Below are 19,775 nucleotides of genomic sequence, written 5' to 3' on the forward strand. Positions count from 1 at the left end.
GCGCTTTTGTTTTGTGTACCCCCTCCTTCGGTGGTCGTCCCCGCGAACGCGGGAACGACAGCAGGATCTGCCGCGAGAGCAACGGTCTCAGAACTTGTACGTCACGCCCGCGCCGACCAGCCACGGATCGATATGCGCGGTGCCGGTGACCGGCAGGCCGGAGACGGTCGCGCTGTAGTCCGGACGCAGCCAGAGCTTCTTGACGTCGACGTTGAGACCCCAGTGCCGGTCGATCATGTAATCGAAGCCGAACTGCACGGCGCCGCCCCAGGCGTTGCTGACATGCAAATTGGTGGTGGTGGCGACGATCGCGGGCGGACCGGCGATTGCGGCCGGCGTATTGGCCGCCGAATTGTTGAAGAACACGGTGTAGTTCACGCCGGCACCGATATACGGCTTGAACGCGCCGAACTGGTCGAAGTGATATTGCAGCGTCAGCGTCGGCGGCAGCAGCGTGGTCTTGCCGATCGGCAAATTCGCGAGCGAGCCGGTGCCGGTGATCGAGTGCCGGGTCACGCCGAGGATCAATTCGGCCGCGATGTTCTTGGTGAAGAAATAGCTGATGTCGAGCTCGGGGACGACCTGGTCGCTGATCGACAGGCCGGAATTCGGCGAGGACAGCGAGGGCACGCCCGCGACATTGACGGTCGAGCCGCCGGCATCCGGCAGCACGCCGAGCACGCGCAGGCGCACCATCCACGGATTGAACGCCTCGACCGGCGGCGGTGCCTTCTTGTAAACCGGCAAATCGGCGGCCTGCGCCGATGCAAACGTGCCCGCGATCATCGCGCCGAGCGTCGCAAGCCGCGCCAGGTTTCTTGTCGTTCTCTGCATTTCAGTCCCCTTCAGCCATCTCTCGCGCGTCGTTGCGCGACATGAGCGTCAGAGCAGAAAGGGGCCGCTGAAGGATTTGACCTCGATCAATTCAGGCAAACGTCGCCACGATTTGGCCATGGCGTTGCAGATGTGTCACGGAAAGGACGCATGCGGCGGCAAGATAATGCCGCACCTCGTGTCACGGCCGGTCGGGATGGTTCAGCATGTATTCGCCGAGATCGCGCTGACGCCGGTCGGCACGTGCGGTGGCGGCGTTGCGCTGGACGTCGCGGTCCTTGCGGCAGGCCACATATTCCGGCGAGCCCTGCGCATAACCCCGGCCCTGGCAGACGGCGTCGTCATCGTCACCGCCCACCGCAACCGGATTCTGGTAGCGCGCGGAGCAGGCGGAGAGAGCGGTGGCGAGAGCTACGGCTGCAAGCAGGCGCGGCACGGCGGCGAGTGGCATACGAGATCCCCTGTTGGCCGGCCCTGTTTAGCGCGGAATGCGGAGATTGTAAGTCGGCAAGACCGTCATTCCGGGGCGGTCCGCAGGACCGAACCCGGAATCTCGAGCTTCCGGGTTCGATGCTTCGCATCGCCCCGGAATGACGGTTCTAAACTTCACACCCGTCCCTTCAGCGCCTCCCCGATCTCGTCGAGCGCCTTGGGATCCTCGATCGTCGCCGGCATGGTCCAGCTGTCGCCATCGGCGATCTTCTTGATGGTGCCGCGCAGGATCTTTCCGGAGCGCGTCTTGGGCAGGCGGCCGACGGTGATGGCGAGCTTGAAGGCCGCGACCGGGCCGAGCTTGTCGCGCACCAGCGCGATGATCTCCTTCTCGATCTCGCTCGGAGCACGCTTGACGCCGGCCTTGAGCACCAGGAAGCCGCAGGGCACCTCGCCCTTGATCGCGTCCTTGACACCGAGCACGGCGCATTCGGCGACGTCGGGATGCGAGGCCAGGATCTCCTCCATGCCGCCGGTGGAGAGTCGATGGCCGGCGACGTTGATGATGTCGTCGGTGCGGCCCATGACGAAGACATAGCCGTCCTCGTCCTTGTAGCCGGCGTCCGAGGTTTTGTAATAGCCGGGGAATTCGCTCAAATAGGCTTCCTTGAAGCGCTCATCCTGATTCCACAACGTCGGCAGGCAGCCCGGCGGCATCGGCAGCTTGATGACGATCGAGCCCATGGTGTTGGGTCCGACCGGCTTGGCTGCCTCGTCGACCACGTCGACCTGGTATCCCGGCATCGGCACCGTCGGCGAGCCGTGCTTCACCGGCAGCATGCCGAGACCGACCGGATTGCCGGCGATGCACCAGCCGGTCTCGGTCTGCCACCAATGGTCGATCACCGGCACCTTCAGCTGCTGCTCCGCCCATTCCACCGTCGGCGGATCGGCCCGCTCGCCGGCAAGGAACAGGGTGCGGAATTTCGAGAGGTCGTATTGCCGGATGAACTTTCCTTCCGGATCGTCTTTCCGGATCGCGCGGAACGCGGTCGGCGCGGTGAAGAACGCCACCGCCTTGTGCTCGGCGATGACGCGCCAGAACGCGCCCGCGTCGGGCGTGCCGACCGGCTTGCCCTCATACATGATCGTCGTCGCGCCGTGCAGCAGCGGGCCATAGACGATGTAGCTGTGGCCGACCACCCAGCCGATGTCGGAGCCGCACCACCACACCTCGCCCGGCTTGACGCCGTAGAGGTTGAACATCGACCATTTCACCGCGACGAGATGGCCGCCATTGTCGCGCACGACGCCCTTGGGGATGCCCGTGGTGCCCGAGGTGTAGAGGATGTAGAGCGGATCGGTGGCGGCAACAGGCACGCAGGGCGCCTTCTTGCCGTCGTTCAGCGCCTTGCGGCGCAGGCTCGCCCAATCATAGTCCCGGCCCGGGGTCATGTCGCAGGTGAGCTGCGGACGTTGCAGCACGATGCAGGCCTTGGGCTTGCTGCCGGCAAGCTTGATCGCCTCGTCGAGCAGCGGCTTGTACTGCACGATGCGGCCGGGCTCGATGCCGCAGCTTGCGGAGAGAATGAGTTTCGGCTGCGCGTCGTCGATGCGGGTGGCGAGCTCCTTTGCGGCAAAGCCGCCGAACACCACCGAGTGCACCGCACCGATCCGCGCACAGGCGAGCATCGCGACCACGGCTTCCGGCACCATCGGCATATAAAGGATGACACGGTCGCCCTTGGCGACGCCGAAATCCTGCATGATGGCGCCAAGCGCCTGCACCTCGCTCAGGAGCTCGGCATAGGTCAGCTTGGTGATCGAGCCTGTCAGCGGCGAATCATGGATCAGCGCAACCTGATCGGCGCGGCCGCGTTCGACATGGCGGTCGAGCGCGTTGTAGCAGGTGTTGACAACACCGCCGGTGAACCAGCGGCCATAGGTTCCTTGGCTGGGATCGAAGATTGTCTTGGGCGGCTGGATCCAGTCGATCTCCTTCGCCGCCTCGGCCCAGAAGCCTTCGGGGTCGGCGAGAGAGCGCGCATGGACCTCATGATAACGACTTTTACCGTCGACGTTCATTCCCGCGCTCCCGTTCCCTTTATTTGCCTGGCCCCGAACCTCGTGGCAGGACAGGCGCCCCGCCATGACCAGGATCAATGCCGGCCTTGTTTGCGGGCTATTTTCCCGGGAACGGGCCGCAGTTCAAGCTGAAAAGGATGGGGCCTTTTGAAGGTGGAGTTCGCGCGGCATCGGCGCTGCGCTCCCTCTCCCGCTTGCGGGGGAGGGCCGGGGTGGGGGTGCTTCCGCGTCGGGATTGCTCGAGGCCCTGGCAGGAAATTTCCAAGAGGAGAGAGCCCCCACCCGCCGCGCTCTTCGAGCGCGTCGACCTCCCCCGCAAGCGGGAGCGGTAACCGAGCCAGCCGCGCGACCTCGACCTCTTCAACTCTCCATCGCGGTCAGCTTCTGCAGGCGCTCCTGCATGACCTTCTTCAGGTCGTAGCCGGGGCGGCCAAAGCTGGCGTTGCGGAGGCTGAGGAAATCGCGCTGGGTCTTGCGCAGATCGCCGGCGGCACGCTTGTTCGCCGCCTTCAGCACGCGCTCATAGGTCTCGGCGATCTGGCGATCGAGCACGCCGAGCTGCGGATCGGCGCAGATTACCTTCTCGACTTCGCGCTTGGCAGTGGCGCAATCGAACGACGGGCCGTTGCCGGAATTCGCCGCGAGCGGACGCTGTGGCTCATCGCCGAATTTCGCGATCTCCGCGATCAAGCTGCGGCGGCCGTTGGCAGCGTTCTCGTTGCCCGGATCGAGCTTGAGTGCCGTCTCGTAATCGGCCAGCGCCTTCTTGCGCTCGCCCATCTTCTTGTAGAGCACCGCGCGGTTGTTGTAGGTCAGCGCGAAATTCGGATCGAGCTTCAGCGCAGCCTCGTAGTCGCCGAGCGCGGCTCCGAACTCACCCTTGAACTGGTAGGAATCGCCGCGATTGGTGAAGAAGTTCGGCCGGGGCGCCAGCCGCAGCGCCTGGTCGTAATCGGCGATCGCCTTGTCGTACTCTTTCATCGCGGCATAGGTGAGCCCGCGATTGTCGAAGTATTCCGGCACCTTCGGATCGAGCCTGATCGCCTCGCCGTCGTCGGCCACCGCGTTGTCGAGCTGGCCGAGCTTCTTGTAGGCGGCGCCGCGGTTGGTGTAGGTGCGCGGACGGTTGGGATCGAGCCGCAGCGCCTCGCTGAGATCCCTGATCGCCTTCTCGTTGTCGCCGCCGAGATAGTAGTTCACGCCGCGGTCGGACCATGCCTGCGCATCGTCCGGCTTCAACTTGATCGCCTGGTCGTAATCGGCGAGCGCACGGTCGAGCCTGCGTTGGGTGGTGTAGACGACACCGCGCAGCTCGTAGGCCTCCGCGTCCCGCGGATCGAGCTCGATCGCCTTGCTCAAATCCGCCGCAGCGCGATTGAGATCGCCGCCGGCCTCGCGCAAGAGGTCGCCGCGCAGGCGCCAGGCCTTTGCATTCCTGCCGTCGAGTGCGATGGCGCGGTCGATGTCCCGCAGGGCTTGCGTGAGGCCGCCCGAGATCCGCGCATTGGCGTCGGCGCGAACCAGCAGCGCCGCGGTGCGATCGGCCGTCGCGTTCGAGGTCTGGTCGATGATGGCGCTGCAGGCCGTGATCAGCTCGGAGGGAGCCGCCTTGCTGCCCATCACGCAATCGGTCTCGGCGAAGGCGGAAGTTGCGAGGGCGAAGCTCATGGCCGCGCTGGCGAGAAAGATCCGCAACGATGTCTTGGCCAGCGACGGGATTTGCGCGGAAAAATGCGTGCCGCACATGACAGGCTGCTCCGTGACGTCAGGTTTTCACCATTGTCGCGGCGGGATTGGGATGGGTTCAAATCGCCTCCCTCCCGGGGCGCCCCCTCAATACCCGTCGACCCCGTTGATCTGTTGCAGCCGCTCCTGCATCGCCTTCTTCAGGTCGTAGCCCGGCCGGCCGTATCCGGCGTTCCTGCGCGCGATAAACTCGTCCTGCTCGCGCTGGATCTTGCGGGCCTCCGCCGGGCTCTGGGCCTCGTGGAGGACGCGCAGATGCGATCCGTAGATATCTCGATCGAGATCGGCGAGCTCGCGATTGGCGCAGATCGCCTTCTCCACCGCACGGCGCGCGCGCGCGCAATTGAAGCTGGGCTTGCCGGCCACCGCCATCTGCGCACCGATCCGTTCGATCTCGCGCGCCATTGCCTTGTGGTTGGCCTTGGCCTTCTCGTGGTTCGGATCGATCTTCAGCGCCGCGCCGAAATCCTGCACGGCCTTGGGCTTGTCGCCCTTCCTCAGCCAGAGCTCGCCGCGCGCATTGAAGATGTCGGCCAACGCGGGATCGAGCGACAGGACGCGGCTGTCGTCGGCGATGGCGCGGTCGATCTGGTCGTGCCGGGCATAGAGCGCCGCGCGCGCGATCAGCGCCTTGACCAGATCTCCCTTCGCCGTCTTCTCATTGTCGATCACGGCCGCACAGGCCGTGGCGGCCTTGTCCAAATCGTCGGCCGCGGTCGCCGCCAGGCACGGTGCGACATCGACCTGGATCACTGCAGCCGGCTCGCCGCCGGTCGCGGCCTGGGCAGCGGCGAGCGAGAGCGCACAAAGCAACGCGGCGGCTGACGGTTGGAAGAGTTTTTGAAAACGCATGTTCGTTGCAGTCGGACGCCTTGCTTTCGGGCTCGCCTTACGTTTTGCCTCGGGACCGTACTATCCATCATACGGCCGGATTGGTGCTAGCTAGTAGCGCCGCTCACATCGGTTTCGGGGATCAACGTGTCGACATTCGAATGGATCATCGTGCTTCTGCTCGGCGCGGTTGGCTTATCGGCGCTGGCGCGGCGGATCAAGGTCCCCTACCCGACCTTTCTCGCCATCGGCGGCGCGCTGATCGCCTTCGTGCCGTCGAGCCCGTCCTGGACGCTAGAGCCCGACCTGGCACTGGCCCTTTTTGTCGCACCGGTCCTGCTCGATGCCGCGTTCGACACCTCGCTGCGCGATCTGCGCAACAATTGGGTTCCAGTCTCGACCCTGGTCGTCGCCGCGGTCGGCCTGACCACGGCCGGCGTCGCCTTCGTCGCGCACCGGTTGATGCCCGACATGCCCTGGGCCGCCGCGGTTGCACTCGGCGCCATCGTGGCGCCGCCGGATGCGGCCGCCGCGGTCGCGATCCTGAGCCAGGTCAAGCTGCCCCACCGCATGGTGAAGGTGCTGGAGGGCGAAAGCCTGCTCAACGATGCCAGCGCGCTGCTGATCTATCGCATCGCGGTCGGCGCGGTCGCGACCGAGCATCTGACATGGAGCCAGGTCGCGCCGACCATGGCGCTCGCCCTGGTCGGCAGCATCGTCGCCGGCCTGGTCGCGGGCCACATCATTCCGCTGATGATGGAGCGGGTGAGGGAAGCTCCGAGCGCGATCATCGTGCAGTTCGCCACCACCTTCATGGTCTGGATCGCCGCCGAGCATCTCGGCCTCTCCGGCATCCTCACCATCGTGGTCTATGCCATGACGATGGCGCGCTCGGCGGGGATGCGCATGCCGGCGCGGCTGCGGGTGCCGTCCTATGCGGTCTGGGAGACCATGGTGTTCGTGCTCAACGTGCTCGCCTTCATGCTGATCGGCATGCAGATGCGGCCGATCTGGACGCGGCTGGACGCGGACGTGCGCTGGGAATATTGCGTGGCCGCGGCCTGGATCCTGCTCACCGTGGTGCTGGTCCGGCTGCTCTGGGTGACGTTCTACCGCGCGACCTTGCGCGTGCTGGTCGCGCAGGGGATCTATCATCCGAAGGACCCCAAGGCCGTCGCCTCGCCCAAGGGCGGCCTCATCATCTCCTGGTGCGGCATGCGCGGCCTCGTCACGCTCGCCACCGCCTTCGCGCTGCCGGAGAATTTTCCCTATCGCGACTTCATCGTCTTCATCGCCTTTGCCGTGGTGCTGGGATCGCTGGTGATCCAGGGCCTGACGCTGCGGCCGCTGATCCTGGCGTTCGGCCTCAGGGACGACGATCCCGTCGGCACCGAGGTCGCGCACGCGCGCGCCGTCGCCTATCGCGCCGCGCTGGACGCGATCGAGAGCGATCCGTCGGAGGAGGCCGAGATCCTGCGGCTCGAATATCGCGCCATCCTGATGCAGGCCGAGAACGATCCCAGGGGCGGCATCGCCAATGGCGAACTGCCCGCCGATCCGCTGCGCCGCCGCGCCATCGAGGCCGCGCGGAAATCGATCATCTCACTGCGCGCCACCGAGGTGATCGGCGACGATGCGTTTCACCGGCTCGAGGAGGAGCTCGATCGCGCAGAATTGAGCGCGGGGGGATGAGGTAACAATTTCTCTGTCGTCCCGGACAAGCGCGCTCTCAGGCGCACGCAGATCCGGGACCCATATGCACGAAATTGTGTTTGACGAAGACTCGGAGTGGGCAGCGGGCGTCACAACCACGTCCTGTGGTTATAGGTCCCGGATCTGCGCTTACGCTTGTCCGGGACGACAGCGGTGGCGGAAGCGGGCGTTGAACCAAACGCCATCTTCCCAGACTCACTCCTGATGACGACCCTGACCGACGACCGTCGTGTACGCGCGCGTGATGCGTCGCCTGCACGATATTTTTATCTCCACATGGCCCTGGCCTGCGCTGCCACGGCCTTTCTCGGTTTCGCACCGACCTATTGGATGCCGCTCGCCCACCGGACGTTGTCCGCAAGTCCCGTGATTCATTTTCACGGATTCTTGTTCTTCACCTGGTCGCTCTATTTCGTGCTCCAGACCTGGCTCGCGGCCTCGGGCCGCATAGTCAATCACCGCTCGCTCGGCATTGCCGGCGTCTCGCTTGCGACTGCGATGACGATCTTCGGCTTTCTCGCCTCGGTACACGTGATGCAGCATTCCGCAGCACTCGGGCAGAAAGAGGCCGGCATCGGTTTCTCGATCGTGCCGATGAGCGGGATCGCATTCTTCGCCATCGTGTTCGTGCTGGCAATCGTGAACACGCGCAAGCCCGAGATCCACAAGCGGCTGATGCTGCTGGCCGCGGTCTCGATCCTCGATGCCGCGATCGCGCGCTGGTTCCTGACCTTCCTCGCCCCTCCCGGACCGCCCGGCCCGCCGCCGGTGCCGGTGACGATCGCGCCGGCCGTCGTCGCGTCCCTTCTGCTCGTCGTCGCCATGGTGCGCGACTGGCGCACCGAGGGCCGCGTGCACCCGGTCTACATCTATGGCACGCTGGCGCTGCTGGCAGTGAAGGTGCTGAACTGGCCGGTCAGCGAGACGGCCGCGTGGCATGCGTTCGCCGGCGGGATATTGGCGCTGGCGCAGTAGCCACCGCTGTCGTCTCGGAAAAGCGAAGCCCCAGACAACGCGCAGCGTTGACTGGGGCGAAGCGCCAATAACCACAGGCAGATGTGGTTACGAGGCCTCGGAGTTACCGTTTAACAAGACAACTGCAGCCTGTGGTTATGGGTCCCGGGTTCGCGCTCTGCGCGCCCCGGGACGACAGCGGAGATTGAAGCTACGCCCCCGCCTTGCACGTGATCCCGCCGTCGACCACCAGCTCGATCCCCGTCACATATTTCGACTCGTCCGACGCCAGAAACAGCGCGGCGTTGGCGACGTCGAAGGCATCGCCCATATGGCCCATCGGCACCTGCGCGTCGCGGGCGCGCCACATCGCTTCCACGTCGCCCTTGGCGTAGCTGGCGGCGAGGCCGGCGGAGTGCTCGACCATCGGCGTCTTCATCAGGCCGGGCAGGATCGCATTCACCCGCACATGATGGCGCGCGAACTCGATCGCCGTGGTGCGCGTCATCTGGTTCATCGCGGCCTTCGAGGTGCCGTAGGTGACGTAGGAGATGCCCATGTGGCGGATCGAGGCGATCGAGGAGATGTTGATGATCGAACCGCCGCCTTGCTTCACCATGACGGGGATGACGTGCTTCATGGCGAAATAGGCGCTCTTGAGGTTGACCGAGAAGACGCGGTCCCAGCTTTCCTCGGTCACCTCGACCACGCTGCCCATCTCGGCGATGCCGACATTGTTGTCGAGCACGTCGATGCGACCATAGGCCTTCAGGCACGCCGCCACCATCGCCTCGATCTCGCTCGCGCGGGACACGTCGGCCGTGAACGCCGTGGCCTTGCCGCCCTCGCCGGTGATGATCTTCGCGGTCTCCTCGGCAGCAGTGCCGTTACGGTCGACACAAAACACCTGCGCGCCCTCACGCGCAAAGGTCACGGCGGTCGCCTTGCCGTTGCCCCAGCCCGGCCCGATCGAGCCGGCGCCCACCACCATTGCAACCTTGCCTTTGAGCCGATCCATCATGATCTCCCTTATTTCTCTTGTTGTTTGCAGATGCTCATTGTTGTGACGTTAGCCCCGATGGGATGCCCGACAATCTCCGACAGCGTCTGGCAGCTTCCCTCATGGCACAGCCGCCATTCCCCGGCCGCACCCGAATTGCCGAGCACGACCTCCTGCATCGGCGCACGCTTCGGCTGCCACTGAAACCAGCCGTCGACGAGCCGTGCCTCGGGCGGCGGCTCCATGCCAGGGCCGGTGCCCTTGACGCGAGCCTGCACCAGTTCGAGGCCATCGGGCGTGACGCGCCAATCCTCCTGCCAGTCGACCTTCGCGATCGAATGCGTCCACACCAGCGTGAACGCGGACAGCGCCAGCGTCTTCACGCCGGCGGCCGTTGCGAAACAGAGGCTCACACCGCCTCGACCGGCGCCGGCGGGCGCTGCCGCCATTGCCACAACACGAGCGCCGCAGCGAGCACGAAGCCCGCGGTGTCGCTGAACTGGAAATCGCCGAGCAGGCAGAACGCGGCGCCGAGCGCGACCAGGCGCTCGATCAGCGTCAGCTTCGTGAACAGGAATCCGATCGCGACCATGCCGAACAATGCGATCGCGACCAGTGCCTTCACGCTCGCCAGCGCCACGGCGCCGTAGAAGCCGAGCCTGGCCGCCATGGGATCGCCGGCTTGCAGCATCAAGGCCGGCGAATAGACGAAGATGAAGGGGATGACGTAGCCGGCAAGCGCGATGCGCATCGCCTCCCAGCCGATCTTGTCCGGATTCTCCTTCGCGATCGGCGCCGCCGCGAGCGCGGCCAGCGCCACCGGCGGCGAGAGATCGGCCATGATGCCGTAATAGAACGCGAACATGTGGCTCGCGATCAGCGGCACCCCGAGCTTGGCCAGCGCCGGCGCGGCGAGCGCGGCGGTGATGATGTAGGTCGGGATGGTCGGAATGCCGGTGCCGAGCAGGATCGACAGCAGCATGGTCATGATCAGCGCCAGGAACAGGCTCTTCTCGCCGAGCCCGATCACCCAGCCGCCGAAGATGGTGCCGACGCCGGTCTGCGACATCATGCCGATGATGACGCCGACGATGGCGCAGGCCATGCCGACGGTGATGGCGGATTTGGCGCTCTCGGCCAACGCGTCGCGGCACTCGCGCAAGGCCTTGAACCCGCCGCGCACGAAAGCCGTGATCAAGATCAGCCCGACGACGACGCTCGCGACCGGCACGATCTTGAGGCCGTCACGCGACAACGCTGCAACGACCAGCGCGAGCCCGACCCAGAAGATGATGCGGATCACGTTCGAGGATGCGCCCGTCGTGATGGCGGTCCCCAGGATCAGCGCCACGGTCAGGGCCAGGCCCATGCTGCCGGCATAGAGCGGCGTAAAGCCTTCGAACAGCATGTAGACCAGCGCAGCGAGCGGCAGCACGAGATACCAGCGCGTCACCAGCGCCTTCCAGGCGCTCGGGATCTCCGAGCGCTTCATGCCGACGAGGCCGTGCTTGCCGGCTTCGAGGTGCACCATCCAGAAGGCCGAGGCGAAATAGAGGATCGCCGGGATCGCCGCCGCCTTGACGATCTCCGAATATTGCACGCCGAGCGTCTCGGCCATGATGAAGGCGACCGCGCCCATCACCGGCGGCATGATCTGCCCGCCCATCGACGCCGTGGCCTCGACGCCGGCAGCAAACGCGCGGCGATAGCCGAACCTGATCATCAGGGGAATCGTGAACTGGCCGACGGTGACGACGTTGGCGACTCCCGAGCCGGAGATCGTGCCCATCATCCCCGAGGCGAACACCGCGACCTTGGCGGGTCCGCCGCGGGTGCGGCCGAACAGGCCCAGCGAGACGTCGGTGAAGAGCTGGATCATGCCGGCGCGCTCCAGGAACGAGCCGAACAGGATGAACAGGAAGATGTAGGTCGCCGAGACGTAGATCGGCACGCCGTAGAAGCCTTCGGTGCCGAACGACAGATGCGTGACGATCTGATCGAAATCATAGCCGCGATGGTTGAGCGGCGACGGCAGATACTGGCCGAAGAACCAGTAGACGAGGCAGGCCCCGCACATCAGCGGCAGCGCCGCGCCCATCAGGCGCCGCGTGCCCTCGAAGATCAGCACCGCCAGCAGCGTGCCGACCACGAGATCGAGCCGCGTCGGGTCGCCGTCGCGCGCGATCAAATCGGCGTAGAAGATCCACTGGTAGAGCCCGCAGAAGAAGCCGGCGCCGCCGATCACCCAGCCGAGTGCGCGGCCGGCGTTGCTCCTTGCGGTGAAGTTGGCGATCAGGCCGAAGGTGAGCAGGACCAGGAAGCCGACATGGACGCCGCGCACCACCTGGCTCGGCAGATAGTTGAAGGCGGCGACATAGAGCTGGAAGGTGGCGAAGGCGATGCCGATCCAATAGGCGAGCGCGCCCCACCGGCCCGGGCCGAAGCCTTCCGGAAAACCGTGCTCGAAATTGTCGAACTCGACCTTGATCTTGTCGGGCGCAGCTTCAATGGCCTCTGCCTGCGACATCGATATATCCCCGCGCCCTGAAATCGTCATGCCCGGGCTTGACCCGGGCATCCATCGAAAGATCAATCATGGAGGATGGATGGCCGGGTCAAGCCCGGCCATGACACCCGTCCTACTTGATCAGCCCTTTTTCCTTGTAATAGCGGATCGCGCCGGGATGCAGCGGAACCGGGCTGCCCGTGGCGGCGGTCTCGAGCTTGATCTCCTTGCCGGCCGCGTGCGCATTCTGCAATTCCGGCAGCGACTCGTAGACCAGCTTGGTCATCTGATAGGCGAGATCGTCCGACACCGCGGAACTGGTGACGAGATAGTTGATCACGGCCGCGGTCGGCACGTCCTTGTCCTGGCCGGTATAGGTGTTGGCCGGAATGATCGCGGAGACGAAGGGCGGGCCGATCTTGTCGACGGTCTCCTTCGGCACCGACACCACCGTGATCGGGCTCGAGGTCGACAGGTCCTTCAGCGATGCGACGCCGAGGCCGGCCGATTGCAGCGTCGCTGCGAGCTGGCGGTTCTTCATGAGGTCGACGGATTCGGCGAACGGCAGATATTCGACCTTGCCGAGGTCCTTGTAGCTCATGCCGGCGGCGGCCAGGATCGCGCGCGAATTCAGCTCCGTGCCCGATTTCGGCGCACCGACCGACAGGCTCTTGCCCTTGAGATCGGCCAGCGTCTTGATGCCGGACTCGGTGGTGGCGACGATCTGGATGTAGTTCGGGTAGATCGCGCCGATGGTGCGGAGCTTGTCGAGCTTGGTCTTGAAGCCGGCTTCCTCCTCGCCGTCCCAGGCCGCTTTCAGCGAGTCGCCCAGCGTGAACGCCAGCTCGCCGCGGCCCTGCTGCAGCAGGATCAAATTCTCGACCGACGCCTTGGTGGCCTGCACCTGCGTCTTCACGTTCGGAATCTTGTCGCCGTAGATCTTCCCGATCGCGACGCCGAGCGGATAATAGACGCCCGAGGTGCCGCCGGTCAGCACGTTGATGAAGGATTGCGCCTGCGCGCAAGGTGCCGACGCCGCCAGGGCAAGGGCCGCGGCCGCGCCGATAATGGTCCGTTTCATGGTTGTTGTTCTCCCCAAACCGGCGGCGAAATTGGCTGGATGAGGGAGGCGGGTCAACCCATCCAATAGACAAAACAGAACTGCGGGAAACGGCCGTTCCGGGCTCGATTATTTCGGGAACCCGGCGGCTGCGGCGACGTGGCGCAGCATGGACTTGGCGTGAGGGGCAATAGCTCGCGCCGCAAGCTCGGTCACCTCTCCGGCGTGCGGGAGAGGTCGCGCCGAAGGCGCGGGTGAGGGTTTTCTCCTCCAGGGATTGTCCCGATGCGGAGACACCCTCTCCCCAACCCTCACCCGCAAGCGGGGGAGGGAGCGCACCGTCTACGCAGTGGCGATCGAGCGCTCCCTCACTGGCAAGCCCTCACTGGCAAGCCCTCACTGGAACGTCATGTCCAGGCACTTGGAGATGTCGGAGCCGAGGCCGGAGGAGATGATGATGCAGCCGCGCACCTTCTGCGCGGTGACGTCGGCCGCCCAGATCGAATAGCCGCCGGGCCCGAAGAACGAGTTGGTGTTCGGCGGCTCGGTCTCGGTGGCGTCGAAATCGTAATGGCCGTCGGCCTCGAAGATGCGCGGCTTCTTGGTGCAGCCGCCGTCGGTCTGGACGTTGATGACTTCCTTGTTGTCGCGGGTCAGCGCCAGCGAAACCTGGCAGCGGAAATATTCCGAGGTCCTGGTGTTGAAGAGATAGGTGTAGGACTTGCAGGTCGCCGTGTTCAGCTTGCCCGGGGCAAGCCCGCGGCTGCACGAAATGCGCTGGTTGTGGCTGAGCTGGTAGTCGTCGGCCCGGGCGGCCGGCGCCAGCGCCGTCAACGACAATGCAGCGGCCCAGCAGAGTTTAATCACACGGCGCATCCGAATCATCCCTACCCATAATTTTGTCGAGTTGCGTTCTAGACGGAAAGCGGAACATAGTCGCGAGGGGACGAGGAGAAAATCACAAACTGCTGGGCAAGACGTGATGCGCTGCGGCGCTTTCGCAAATTGACCCTGATATGCCGTTCGTGATTTGTTCAAGCCTGATGCCCCAGCGAAGGGGAGGATGGGATCATGGCATTTTCAACGAAGGCATTTGCACTTGTTTCGGCTGCACTCGTAGCGCTCGGCGCCTTCGCCGTGCCCGCTTTCGCGCAAGCCCCGGCAACGCCGTGGGAGCTCAAGCCCGACACGGGCTACGCCTATGACAAGGACGGCAAGACCTTTTCCTACAAGATGGGCACCAGCAACGCCGGCGAGCTCTTGAAGGGCGCCAAGAAGGTGCCGCGGGGCACGCTGTTCTTCATCGGCCACAACGGCCAGCTCTACATGCGCAGCGGCCCGTATCTGGAAGGCGACGGCAAGTTCAAATTCGGGCCGGATCAGTAGGGGCGCGATGACGGTGCGCTCCCTCGCCCCGTTCTTACGGGGAGAGGGTTGGGGTGAGGGGCCTCTCTCCGCGTATGAGATGGCAGAGGGACCTGTACCCCCTCACCCGGATTGCATCTTCGATGCAATCCGACCTCTCCCCGCAAGCGGGGAGAGGTGAAAAGATAGCGTGTTTTCAAAACGCCGCCGCCAATTCCCTTGCGCCGGGTTTGGCGCTGTTCGCATCCATCCGGTCGTCCGTCACCGCCAGCAGCTTGGCCACCGTGTTGTGGCGGATCGCGACGGGGTTGCGCTCATAGCCGCCGCGCTGGAAGAAGTTCGAGGTCGGCACCTGCTCGCGCATCGCCTGCGGCATCGTCACCATGTCGAGCCCGGTGCCGTCGCCGGTGAGGTTCATCATCTCGAGCTCCGCCGCGGTGAGCGGACGGGTGTAGCCCTTGGCGCGGGCGAACAGCACCGAGGTCAGCAGCTTGTGGGTCTGCAGCATCGGACCGACGTCGATGTCGAGCACCATCGCGTGCATGGCCCAGCCCTGCGCGGTGTTGCCGATCTTCTCGTGCTCCGACCAGGTGTCGGGCACCGACTTCGCATGCGCCACCATTTTCTTGAGCACGACGAGCTTGTGCTCGAGCGCCTGCCGCGCCGGTCCTGACGTACGCGCCACCTTCTCGGACAGCGCGCGGATGAGCTCGTGGCCCTGCTCGGCCAGCAACTCGACGCTGTTGGTGGTCAGGAGCTGGTTGTAGCCCATCGCGGTCGAGATCGCGCGCTTGCCGCCATGCTCGATGCCCGCCTGCACGTCATGGCTGCCGGTGCCGCCGGTCTCGAACGAATAGACCCGCACGGCCTGCTCGCGCGTCAGCCCGGAGGCGAGCGCGTAGCGCGCATAGGCGCGCTTGAACTCGACCTCGCTGGACGGGCGCTGCGGCGTGAACTGATAGAGCTCCTGCGCCGCGCGCAGGAAGTCGGAGACGACGGGGATCGGTTTGCGGGGCGGCCGGTCCGGCGTTTCCTCCGGCTCCGGATTCACCGGCTTCTTCGGCCCGTTGTAGAGCGGCGGATGCTCCAGCACGTAGTCATCGAGCGTGATCTGCTGCCCGCTGCGCCGCTTGGCGTTGCGGCCTTTCCGCTTCTCGGAGATCTGGCTCCAATAGGCGCCAGCCTCGGCGTCGAAAGCCGCGCGCGCCGCCTGGTACTCCGCCAGCTTGCGGCGATATTCGAGCACGGCCGGCGAAGCCCCACCTTGCGCGAAAAACTGCGACAGCAGCTGGGCGTTGGCATTGCGGACGGCCGGCGGCAGCGCGTCGGCCTCGCCGCCGCGCGCGGACGGCGTGATCAGGACGAGCGCGAGTGGAACCAGCGCCAATTTGTTTCGAATCGATCGATGCATGCCGCTCTCTTAGCAGGCATCCGGTAACCGTCACGTTAACGCGCCGTTTACCATCATTTCCAGGCGAATACAGGCTGTTCCAGCTCGGTGACGCGGGTGTGCCGCCCCGCCAGCACCTCGCGGAACTGGTAGATCAGGGCCGCCGTCGGCGCGTGGATCAGGCTCATCCGGTGATGGAAGCGGATCACGCGGCGGCTGCTTTCGGGGATCGCGGTGAAATCGAAGGCCGCGTCGCGCTCGATCGTGTCGAGCGCAATGCGATGGACGGAGGCGACCTCGTCCGGATTCGGCGTGATCGCGGCGCTGTCGGCCGCCCACACCACGACCGGCGTGATCAGATAGCCCGAGCGGGTCGGATAATCGTCGAGCAGGCCGAGCACCGCGTCGGCCGAAAGTTTCAGCGCGAGCTCTTCGTCCAGCTCGCGCAGCGCCGCTTCGACCGGTGTCTCGCCGGCATCGCAGCGTCCGCCGGGCAATGCCCATTGTCCGCGATGCGAGCGCAAGCTCGATGCGCGCCTTGTGAGCAGGAAGGCCGTGTCGTCGCCGTCACTGGATTCGGTCAGCGCCAGCACCACCGCCGCGCGCTTCAGCGCCGACGGTTCGGCCGCGTCAGGCAGCCGCGCGAAGGAGGCGCAGGCGGCTTCGATATTCCGTCTGGTGGCATCGCCGAAAGGTCTCATGATGCTTGACTACACCAGGACTGCATCTGATGAAACGAGGAGAGAGACGCGTTGCAGGAATGGACGGAAAGATGACGAGCAAGGCCGCCGCAAGGCTCAAATCGGAGGGCTGGAGCATCCTCGAGACCACCGGCTTCATGCACCTCGTCGGTCCCCTGTGGGAGCGCAAGGTCGACGGCCATTACGAATTCGCGCTCGCGACCGAGGACAAGCACCACAACCGCCGCGGCATGGTCCAGGGCGGCGTGATGATGACCTTCGCCGACCGCACCTGCGGCATGACCGCCCGCTACACCTCCGGCAAGGAATACATGGCGACGGTGCAGCTCGACACCCATTTCGTCGAAGCCGGCCAGATCGGCGACATCCTGATCTCCCGCCCCCGCGTCGTGCGCTCGACACGCAGCCTGATCTTCATGAGCACGGAAGTGACGGTGGATGACCGTTGCATCGTGATGGCGAACGGTGTGTTCAAAATTCTGAAGGGGCCGGGGTAGGCACCAGCCAGCACTGTCATTCCCGGCGAAGGCGGGGAATCCAGTACGCCGCAGCCTCTCCGCTCAATCACCAACGCCTCGGCGTACTGGATCGCCCGGTCAAGCCAGGCGATGACACCGAGTGTGCGGCATGAGCGTCCCCAACCACATCATTGCAAGCGCAGCGAAGCAATTCAGAATCCTTCCGCGGACGCAGCTCTGAATTGCTTCGCTGTGCTCGCAATGACGGGCGTTGCTGGCTATGCTGCTCTCCACCAATATCGAGGATCCGCCCATGCAATACCGTCAGCTCGGCCGCAGCGGCCTGAAAGTGTCGCCGATCTGCCTGGGCACCATGATGTTCGGCGGGCCGACCGACGAAGCCGCATCGAAGCGCATCATCGACAAGGCGCGCGGCGCCGGCATCAACTTCATCGACACGGCCGACGCCTATTCCAAAGGTGCCTCCGAAGAGGTGGTCGGCCGCGCCATCGCGAGCCATCGCAATGCCTGGGTGCTCGCGACCAAGCTCGCCAACCCCATGAATACCGGGACCGGCGAGGATCCCAATCGCGTCGGCCTGTCGCGGCGCTGGGTGCTGCAGGCCGCCGACGAGAGCCTGAAGCGGCTCGGCACCGACCACATCGACATCTACTATCTGCACAAGGAAGACCATGCGACGCCGCTGGAGGAGACGGTGCGCGCGATGGGTGACCTGATCCGCGCGGGCAAGGTGCGCTATTTCGGCGTCTCCAACTATCGCGCCTGGCGCGTCGCCGAGATCTGCAACATCTGCGACCGGCTCGGCATCGACCGGCCCGCGGTGAGTCAGCCCTATTACAACGCCATGAACCGCATGCCCGAGGTCGAGCACTTCCCGGCCTGCGCCTATTACGGCCTCGGCATCGTGCCCTACAGCCCGCTGGCGCGCGGCGTGCTCACCGGCAAGTACAAGCCCGATGCCGCCCCCGACAAGGAGACGCGCGCCGGCCGCAACGACACCCGCATGATGCAGACCGAATGGCGGCGGGAATCGCTTCAGCTCGCGCAGGAGATCAAGCTTCACGCCGAGAAGAAGGGCATCACCGCCGGCCAGTTCGCAGTTGCCTGGGTGCTCAACTCCGCCTTCGTCTCCTCGATCGTCGCCGGCCCCCGCACCGAGGAGCAGTGGGACGGTTACATCAGCGCACTCGACTATCGCTTCACCGGAGATGACGAGGCGCTGATCGACCGGCTGGTCGTGCCCGGCCATCCCTCGACGCCGGGCTACAACGACCCGGCGTATCCGATCGAAGGCCGCCGTGCCCGGACGGCCTGAACCTTCGCGAGACGACGATGGCACACGAAGACCGCTACGGCCTGCCGCTCTCCACCGCATCCGACGCCGCTGCATCCGCCTATCGCGAGGGCGTCGATCTCATGCTCGCCGGCTGGACTGGTATGGCGGAGACGTTGGAACGCGCCATCGCAGCCGACCCGGACTTCGCGCTTCCCGTGATCGCCCGCGCCCGCGTGCACGCCTTCTATCAGCAGGGTGATCTCGCAAGAAGCAAGGCAGCGCTCGCGCGCGAGCTGGTCGCCAGGCGCGGCACGGAGCGCGAGCGCTCGCATGTCGAGACGCTGGCGCTCGCGATCGAAGGCCGGCTGCCGGAGGCGATCGCATCGACGCTGAAGCACATCGAGAGCTGGCCGCGCGATGCCATGGTGCTGTCGCTGCCGCTCGGCGCGTTCGGCCTGTTCGCCTTCTCCGGCATGGCCGAGCACGACCGCGCGCGGCACGAGCTGTGCGAGCGCGTCAAACAGCATTACGGCGAGGATTGGTGGTTCCTCACCATGTCCGGCTGGGCCATGACCGAGAACGGCGACGTCGCGCGCGGCCGCGCCGTCACCGAGCGCGGCTTCAATTTGCGCCGTCAGAATGCCCATGCCGCGCATGCGGTGCTGCACGCGATGTTCGAGGACGGCTCGATCGAGGCGGCCGACCGCCTCGTCGATGACTGGATCCCCTCCTATGATCGCGCCGGAATTCTGCACGGCCATATCCGCTGGCACCAGGCGCTTGGCGCGCTCGAGCATGGCGACGCGGCACGCGCGCTGTCGATCTATGCCGACGTGCTCCAACCGTCGGTCACGCAAGCGCCGCCGCTTAACCTCATCACCGACGCCGCCTCGCTGCTGTGGCGCCTGTCGGCTTACGGCCATTCCGTACCGAAGGCGCTGTGGCTGGAAGCCGAAGCCGCCGCGCAGCAATTATTTCCGAAAGCGAGCCTGTCGTTCGCCGACGTTCACATGGCGCTGTTCGCGGCGGCGACGCAAAATCACGCGGCGCTCGCCGCGCGCCTTGCGGTGATCGAGCAGCGGCTCGCCGAGGGCAAGCTGCCGGCCGGCCGCGTCGTGCCGGCGATCATCCGCGCGCTGTCGGCCTTTGCCGACGGGGATTTCGCCTCATGCGCGCAAACGCTGGCGCCGGTTCTCGGCGAGGTGGTGCGGATCGGCGGCAGCCACGCCCAGCGCGAGCTGGTCGAGGACACCTACATCGTTGCGCTGATCCGAAGCAACGCACTCGCCGAGGCCCGCACTGTGCTGGACAGAAGGCTGCATCGCCGCCCCTCGCAGCGTGACACGCAGTGGCAGCTTCTGGCCGCCGGCTGAGCGGGCAAAGCCAACGCGCGACGGCCCGAT

At 65.5% G+C, this 19,775-nt stretch carries 18 protein-coding genes; 6 read left to right on the forward strand and 12 right to left on the reverse strand.

Going from position 1 to position 19,775, the window contains the following annotated elements; translation table 11 throughout:
• Positions 1–87 precede the first annotated feature (87 nt).
• The 5 genes from UNPF46_RS09060 to UNPF46_RS09085 form a co-directional block, all read right to left on the reverse strand.
• Positions 88–834: an OmpW/AlkL family protein gene (locus UNPF46_RS09060; protein WP_100175084.1), complete on the reverse strand. Its 747-nt coding sequence runs from the start codon at positions 832–834 to the stop codon at positions 88–90.
• 181 nt (positions 835–1,015) lie between these two features.
• Positions 1,016–1,285, reverse strand: coding sequence for a hypothetical protein (locus tag UNPF46_RS09065; RefSeq protein ID WP_142249777.1), 270 nt, complete (start codon positions 1,283–1,285; stop codon positions 1,016–1,018).
• A 155-nt stretch (positions 1,286–1,440) separates the two neighbouring features.
• Positions 1,441–3,351, reverse strand: a complete 1,911-nt coding sequence (locus tag UNPF46_RS09075; protein WP_142249779.1) for a propionyl-CoA synthetase — start codon at positions 3,349–3,351, stop codon at positions 1,441–1,443.
• Positions 3,352–3,711: 360 nt separating this feature from the next.
• Positions 3,712–5,097: a tetratricopeptide repeat protein gene (locus tag UNPF46_RS09080; RefSeq protein ID WP_142249780.1), complete on the reverse strand. Its 1,386-nt coding sequence runs from the start codon at positions 5,095–5,097 to the stop codon at positions 3,712–3,714.
• A gap of 87 nt (positions 5,098–5,184) precedes the next feature.
• A complete protein-coding gene (locus tag UNPF46_RS09085) occupies positions 5,185–5,949 on the reverse strand; it encodes a tetratricopeptide repeat protein (RefSeq protein ID WP_100175078.1) in 765 nt (254 codons plus the stop codon).
• Positions 5,950–6,075: 126 nt separating this feature from the next.
• Here UNPF46_RS09085 and UNPF46_RS09090 point away from each other — a divergent pair, with 126 nt between their 5' ends.
• Together UNPF46_RS09090 and UNPF46_RS09095 are read left to right on the forward strand one after the other, a co-directional pair.
• Positions 6,076–7,620, forward strand: coding sequence for a cation:proton antiporter (locus UNPF46_RS09090; RefSeq protein WP_100175077.1), 1,545 nt, complete (start codon positions 6,076–6,078; stop codon positions 7,618–7,620).
• Positions 7,621–7,845: 225 nt separating this feature from the next.
• On the forward strand, positions 7,846–8,616 hold the full coding sequence (locus tag UNPF46_RS09095) for a hypothetical protein (protein ID WP_100175076.1): 771 nt from the start codon (positions 7,846–7,848) through the stop codon (positions 8,614–8,616).
• A gap of 190 nt (positions 8,617–8,806) precedes the next feature.
• Here UNPF46_RS09095 and UNPF46_RS09100 read toward each other — a convergent pair whose 3' ends face one another.
• The 5 genes from UNPF46_RS09100 to UNPF46_RS09120 all read right to left on the reverse strand — a co-directional run bounded on the left by UNPF46_RS09100 (position 8,807) and on the right by UNPF46_RS09120 (position 14,037).
• Positions 8,807–9,613 carry an SDR family NAD(P)-dependent oxidoreductase gene (locus UNPF46_RS09100; RefSeq protein ID WP_100175075.1) on the reverse strand — a complete coding sequence of 269 codons (807 nt, stop codon included), beginning with the start codon at positions 9,611–9,613 and terminating at the stop codon, positions 8,807–8,809.
• An 11-nt stretch (positions 9,614–9,624) separates the two neighbouring features.
• On the reverse strand, positions 9,625–10,044 hold the full coding sequence (locus tag UNPF46_RS09105; protein WP_142249781.1) for a DUF1850 domain-containing protein: 420 nt from the start codon (positions 10,042–10,044) through the stop codon (positions 9,625–9,627).
• Positions 10,005–12,122: a TRAP transporter permease gene (locus tag UNPF46_RS09110; protein ID WP_100175073.1), complete on the reverse strand. Its 2,118-nt coding sequence runs from the start codon at positions 12,120–12,122 to the stop codon at positions 10,005–10,007. The genes UNPF46_RS09105 and UNPF46_RS09110 overlap by 40 nt, the downstream gene beginning before the upstream one ends.
• Positions 12,123–12,234: 112 nt before the next feature.
• Entirely contained in the window at positions 12,235–13,182 is a 948-nt protein-coding gene (locus UNPF46_RS09115) for a TAXI family TRAP transporter solute-binding subunit (RefSeq protein WP_100175072.1), read from the reverse strand.
• Between the two features lie 375 nt (positions 13,183–13,557).
• Positions 13,558–14,037, reverse strand: a complete 480-nt coding sequence (locus tag UNPF46_RS09120; protein ID WP_174718729.1) for a hypothetical protein — start codon at positions 14,035–14,037, stop codon at positions 13,558–13,560.
• Positions 14,038–14,232: 195 nt separating this feature from the next.
• Between UNPF46_RS09120 and UNPF46_RS09125 the strand changes: the two genes are divergently transcribed.
• Complete coding sequence (locus tag UNPF46_RS09125) at positions 14,233–14,547, forward strand: hypothetical protein (protein ID WP_100175070.1); 315 nt, start codon at positions 14,233–14,235, stop codon at positions 14,545–14,547.
• Positions 14,548–14,722: 175 nt separating this feature from the next.
• Here UNPF46_RS09125 and UNPF46_RS09130 read toward each other — a convergent pair whose 3' ends face one another.
• Complete coding sequence (locus tag UNPF46_RS09130) at positions 14,723–15,937, reverse strand: hypothetical protein (RefSeq protein WP_142249782.1); 1,215 nt, start codon at positions 15,935–15,937, stop codon at positions 14,723–14,725.
• 53 nt (positions 15,938–15,990) lie between these two features.
• Positions 15,991–16,617: an NUDIX hydrolase gene (locus tag UNPF46_RS09135; protein ID WP_181769861.1), complete on the reverse strand. Its 627-nt coding sequence runs from the start codon at positions 16,615–16,617 to the stop codon at positions 15,991–15,993.
• 71 nt (positions 16,618–16,688) lie between these two features.
• Between UNPF46_RS09135 and UNPF46_RS09140 the strand changes: the two genes are divergently transcribed.
• From UNPF46_RS09140 to UNPF46_RS09155, 3 genes are all read left to right on the forward strand, one after another.
• Complete coding sequence (locus UNPF46_RS09140) at positions 16,689–17,114, forward strand: PaaI family thioesterase (RefSeq protein WP_174718727.1); 426 nt, start codon at positions 16,689–16,691, stop codon at positions 17,112–17,114.
• Positions 17,115–17,388: 274 nt separating this feature from the next.
• Positions 17,389–18,411 carry an aldo/keto reductase gene (locus UNPF46_RS09150; protein WP_142249785.1) on the forward strand — a complete coding sequence of 341 codons (1,023 nt, stop codon included), beginning with the start codon at positions 17,389–17,391 and terminating at the stop codon, positions 18,409–18,411.
• Between the two features lie 17 nt (positions 18,412–18,428).
• A complete protein-coding gene (locus tag UNPF46_RS09155) occupies positions 18,429–19,745 on the forward strand; it encodes a tetratricopeptide repeat protein (protein ID WP_142249786.1) in 1,317 nt (438 codons plus the stop codon).
• The last annotated feature ends 30 nt before the right edge of the window (positions 19,746–19,775 follow it).

Source organism: Bradyrhizobium sp. UNPF46 (assembly GCF_006658625.1).
Classification (GTDB): domain Bacteria; phylum Pseudomonadota; class Alphaproteobacteria; order Rhizobiales; family Xanthobacteraceae; genus Bradyrhizobium; species Bradyrhizobium nitroreducens.